The sequence below is a fragment of the Streptosporangium sp. NPDC005286 genome (genome assembly GCF_040607515.1).
In the GTDB taxonomy this organism is placed as follows: Bacteria; Actinomycetota; Actinomycetes; order Streptosporangiales; family Streptosporangiaceae; genus Streptosporangium.
The window spans coordinates 1-5,363 of record NZ_JBEXGU010000309.1; the positions used below are offsets into that span (position 1 = coordinate 1).

A 5,363-nucleotide genomic window follows, 5' to 3' on the forward strand; every position below is an offset into this window, starting at 1 on the left:
CCTGAGGATCTGTGGCGGTTGCTGTCCGAGGGACAGGACGTGATCTCTTCGTTCCCGGTCGATCGGGGCTGGGACGCGGAGACGATGTCGGCGATAGGCATGGAGTGTCAGGGCGGGTTCTTGTCCGAGGTGGCGGGGTTCGATCCAGGGTTCTTCGGGATCTCGCCGCGTGAGGCGCTGGCGATGGATCCGCAGCAGCGGTTGCTGCTGGAGGGGGTGTGGGAGGCGATCGAGCGGGCCGGGATCGACCCGGTCTCGCTGAGAGGTAGTCACACCGGGGTGTTCATGGGCACCAACGGCCAGGACTACATGAATCTGTGCCTGGAAACCGGGACAGATGTAACGAACTATTTCCTCACCGGTGCAGCGGCCAGCGTGCTGTCGGGCCGCCTGTCCTACACCCTGGGCCTGGAGGGCCCGACGATGACAGTCGACACCGCGTGCTCGTCGTCCTTGGTCGCCATGCACCTGGCGGCGCAGGCGCTGCGCTCGGGCGAGTGCGGCCTGGCGCTGGCAGGCGGTGTCACGGTGATGGCCACCCCGCTCAGCTTCCTCGGCTTCGGCGTGGAGAGCGGAATGGCGCCCGATGGCCGGTGCAAGGCGTTCTCCGACACCGCGGACGGCACCAGCTGGTCCGAGGGCATGGGCATACTGGTACTGGAACGGCTGTCGGATGCCCGCCGCAACGGCCATGAGGTGCTGGCGATCGTGCGCGGATCGGCGATCAACCAGGATGGTGCGTCCAACGGTCTGACCGCGCCGAACGGCCCGTCGCAGCAGCGGGTGATCCGCCAGGCGCTGGCCAGTGCCGGGCTGACTCCCACCGAGGTGGACGCGGTCGAGGCGCACGGCACCGGTACCAGGCTGGGTGACCCGATCGAGGCTCAGGCACTGCTGGCCGCCTACGGCCAGAACCGTGAAGCCGACCGGCCGCTGCTGCTGGGCTCGATCAAGTCGAACCTCGGGCATACCCAGGCGGCGGCGGGCGTTGCCGGTGTGATCAAGATGGTCATGGCGATGCGGCACGGAGTGCTGCCCAGGACACTGCACATCGACGCCCCGTCGTCGCACGTGGACTGGGCCTCGGGCGCGGTGGAACTGCTGACCGAGCCGACCGAGTGGCCGCAGACCGGCCGTCCGCGCCGGGCGGGTGTGTCGTCGTTCGGAATCAGTGGCACCAACGCGCATGTGATCATCGAACAGGGACCGGAGGTGCCACAGGCCGAGCCAGGTGCGCAGGACCCGGCGTCGGCGGCGGGTTTGGTGCCGTGGGTGGTGTCCGCCAGAAGTGGCGGGGCGCTGCGTGAGCAGGCGCGACGGCTGGCGGCGCATGTCAGTGCGCACCGTGAGCTGGAGCAGGTGGATGTGGGTTTCTCGCTGGTCACGACTCGGTCGGCTTTCGAGCATCGGGCGACGGTGCTGGCCGGCGATCGTGATGGTGTGCTGGCCGGCCTGCGGGCCGTTGCCGAGGACCTGCCGGGTGCGGGTGTGGTGCGCGGTGTGGCACGGGCGGAGCCGAAGCTTACCGTGTTGTTCACCGGTCAGGGGAGTCAGCGGGCGGGGGTGGGCCGGGAGCTGTATGGGCGGTTCCCGGTGTTCGCGACGGCGTTGGACGAGGTGATCGCGGAGCTCGAGCCGCTGCTGAGGAGGTTCGACCGGGAGCCGGCCGGAGGGGCGGGACGTTATCGGCGTTGTTCGTTGCGGGAGGTGCTGTTCGCCGAGCAGGGCAGTGAGACGGCGGGGTTGCTGGATCGGACCGGGTGGGCGCAGCCGGCGTTGTTCGCAGTGGAGACGGCGCTGTTCCGGCTGGTGTCCTCGTGGGGGGTGCGGCCGGCTGTTTTGGCGGGGCATTCGATCGGGGAGATCACCGCGGCGCATGTGGCCGGGGTGCTGTCGCTGGCCGACGCGTGTGCGCTGGTGGCGGCGCGGGCGCGGTTGATGCAGGCGCTGCCGCAGGGTGGGGCGATGGTGGCGGTGCAGGCTGCCGAGAAGGAGGTCGCCGAGCTGCTGGTGGGACGCGAGGGTGAGGTGTCGGTCGCGGCGGTGAACGGCCCGGCCTCGGTGGTGATCTCCGGGGTGGGGGAGGCGGTGCTCGCGCTCGCCGCGGTCCTCGAAGGGCGCGGGGTGCGGACCAAGCGGTTACGGGTGTCGCATGCGTTCCATTCGCCGTTGATGGATCCGATGCTGGCGGACTTCCGCGCCCTGGCCCGGACGCTCACCTACAGCCCGCCACGGATTCCGCTGGTGTCGACGGTGACCGGGGAGGCGGCCTCGGCGGAGCAGTTGTGCTCGCCGGACTACTGGGTGGACCAGGTCCGCGGTGTGGTCCGTTTCGCCGACGGGGTGCGCACGCTGCATCGTCAGGGCGTACGGGCCTACCTGGAGCTGGGTCCCGACGGCGTGCTCACCGCCATGGCGGGAGACACCCTCGTGGCAGAGTCGGACGTGGTGCTGGTGCCGGTACTGCGCAAGGACCGTGATGAACAGACTGCGGCGATGACGGCGTTGGCCGAACTGCACGTGCGCGGGGTGCCGGTGGATTGGCGAGCGGTGCTTCCAGCCGGGCGCCAGGTCAAGTTGCCGACGTACGCTTTCGAGCACCGACGCTTCTGGCCCGAGGCGACCGGTTCCCGTACGGGGGACGCGGCGGCGGGATTGGCCGCGGCGGGTCACCCGCTGCCGGCTGCCGCGGTGGATCTGGCCGTGTCGATACCCGAGGCCGACACGGCGCGGGAGCGGTTGCGCGGGCTTGGAGAAGCACAGCAGTACGAGGTGCTACAGGAACTGGTGCAGCGTCATGCGGCTGCCATTCTCGGCCACGGCGACTTCTCGGCCGTCGATTTCGAACGTGATTTCTTCGAGCTGGGCTTCGACTCGTTCACCGCGACCGAATTGCGTAACTCCCTTGCCAGGGCGGTTGGTTGGGAATTCCCGCTGATGGCGGTGTTCGAGAACAAGAACTCCACCGGTCTCGCCCGTTGGCTGCGGCATGAGCTCGTCACCCGGATGAATGCCGGCCAGGCGACTGCGGCCTCGGCGGCCCAGGTGGACGACACCCTGGCAGGGTTGTTCCGCGGCGCTTTCCGTTCCGGGAAGGCGCAGGAGGCGTTCGGATTGCTGTATGCCGTGGCGAGGACCCGGCCCATGTACGACGCACCTGTCGATCCGCGAGAAATCCCTCGACCGGTGACGCTGGCCAGTGGCGCGGCTCGCTCTCGCTTGATCTGCGTGAGTTCGTCCACGGTGACCGGTGGCGTTCATCAATATGCGCGGTTCGCCGCGCACTTCCGCGGGGAAAGACACGTCTTGGCGCTTCCCTTGCTCGGCTACGCTCTCGGTGAGGGCCTGCCCGCCACGATCGACATCGCCCTCGAAAGCATCGCGGAAGGCATCGTGCAGGCCAGTGAGGGGGAGCCGTTCGTGCTCGTCGGTCATTCGGCCGGCGGCATTCTCGCTTACGGCGCAGCCGGTGTACTGGAGAAGTCGGGAATCTCCCCTGAGGCGGTGGTGATGATGGACTCCTTCCATCCCAGCGCAGGTGGCGATTCGCAGATGCTGTCCGAGCAGGTGCTGCAGTACATCCTGCAGATGGAGACGGTTTTCGGCGAGTTCAACAGCGCGCGATTGTCCGCTATGGGGTACTGGTCGGCAATTATGTCCGACATCAAACTGGCAGACGTGAATGCGCCCGTGCTGTTCGTGCAGTGCGCGGAGCCGTTCTCTGACGTCGAGCCTGAATCGGATTACTGGCGGGCGACGCCGTTCGACCCGTCGCATGCCGTACGGACGATCGAGGCGAACCACTTTTCGATGCTCGCCGAGAAGGCAGCGGACACGGCCCGCCTGATCGACGGCTGGTTCCGACTGGCACACTGACCGTCGCGAAACCTACCGGGAAGATCAGCCGGACCTGAAACGATCACAAGCGTGAGTTGCCTGAAACGCCAGGTCGGCCGTCATCGCGGTCAGCGGTCGGTTCACCAGGTCGGCGCAGCGACTTTGTCGTTGATTCCCCAGCGTGTGGCGTTGCCTGCGGGCGTGTCCAGGTCTGCGCGCAGCAGTCAGTGGATGCTCGGCGACGAATTTCCGGCGTATGACACTGGTAGCCACTAGTAATTGTGCGAGTCGCTTCTGCGGTTCACTGTGTCCAGCGTCATCGGCACAGCGAAGGGACCGAGGGCCCATGAGTATCGCGGAACCGGGCATCGGCAGGCAGTGAACGAAGAGATCGCTCGGGAACTCGCCGGATGGCGCGATACGTGCGGCAGGAGGGTTTGTCAGACCAATGGATCGTGCAGCTCTGCCCAGTAAAGAGCCCGGTGAAGAGTCCGGTGAGGAACAGACGGACCGCCGGCCGGAGGATGGCGGCGCAGCGGGTCTCGAACTGTCCACGTTGCGGCTTGAGCAGTCGGGTCGGGTGCTGACGGCGTGGGTGGACGCCCCACCGTTCAACTACATGACCTTGCCGATGCAACGGGACTTCATCCGGCTCGTCGAGGCGGTGGAGCACGACGTTTCGGTCGGCGCGGTCGTCGTCACCGGCGCGCGGCCCGGCCGGTTCATCACGCACTTCGACATCGCCCACATGTCCTCGCAGGCGGATGGCACGCCAGAGATCTCCCGTGCGGTCGCTCAGAACCTGTACCGGAGTGTACGGGCCATGACGGGCTGGGCGGGTGAACGTCTGGTCGCCCGTTCCCCGATCAAAGGACTGCTCGCGGTAACCCAGTTCCATGACATGGCGCTGCGGCTGATGTATTCCCCGGCGGTGTGGATCGCCGCGGTGAACGGGCCGTGCGGCGGCGGTGGCCTGGAGATGTCGGTCTTCTTTGACATGCGCGTATCGGCTGACCGTGATGCCGGCTTCAGCCTGCCCGAACTGTCGGTGGGGTTGAACACCGCCCTGGGCGGGCAGCGACTCGTCCAGCTCGTCGGGCCGTCCCGGGCTTTGGAGATGATGCTCGAAGCGCGTTTCTACGCACCGCAGGAGGCTCTGGAGCTGGGTTTGGTGAACCGGGTGGTGCCGGCCGAGGAGCTGCTGGACACGGTCCAGCGGATGGCGGAGCGCTACGCCAGGCGGCCGCGGAAGACTGTGGCCCTGCAGAAGCGGATCTTCAACGACGCCCATTCCACCTCGGCCCGGGCCAGTCTTACCCAAGAGGCCACCGCCACATTGATGAGCATGTCATCACCGACCACCCAGGCCGCTATGCGGCGGTGGTTGCAGATGCAGGAGGGCACCAACGGCGACTCGGTGTTCCTGACCCAGCCCGAACCCTGGACCGAGGGCACCGCGCTCGACATGAACGTTCCTGTGCACGGACCGACGCCGCCATGATCCGTGCTTTCCCCGCCGCGGCGGG

General features: G+C 67.4%; 2 protein-coding genes. Both read left to right on the forward strand.

The genetic code is table 11. The features are described 5' to 3' along the window. The first annotated feature begins 9 nt into the window (after window positions 1-9). Window positions 10-3,876 carry an alpha/beta fold hydrolase gene (locus ABZU75_RS45090; protein WP_355569277.1) on the forward strand — a complete coding sequence of 1,289 codons (3,867 nt, stop codon included), beginning with the start codon at window positions 10-12 and terminating at the stop codon, window positions 3,874-3,876. Between the two features lie 409 nt (window positions 3,877-4,285). Continuing rightward, window positions 4,286-5,338, forward strand: coding sequence for an enoyl-CoA hydratase/isomerase family protein (locus ABZU75_RS45095; RefSeq protein WP_355569274.1), 1,053 nt, complete (start codon window positions 4,286-4,288; stop codon window positions 5,336-5,338). Window positions 5,339-5,363: the final 25 nt, after the last annotated feature.

Bases quoted from the DNA above. Each gene is read 5' to 3' on its own strand.
- ABZU75_RS45095 (WP_355569274.1), top strand. From the start codon at position 4,286: ATGGATCGTGCAGCTCTGCCCAGTAAAGAGCCCGGTGAAGAGTCCGGT.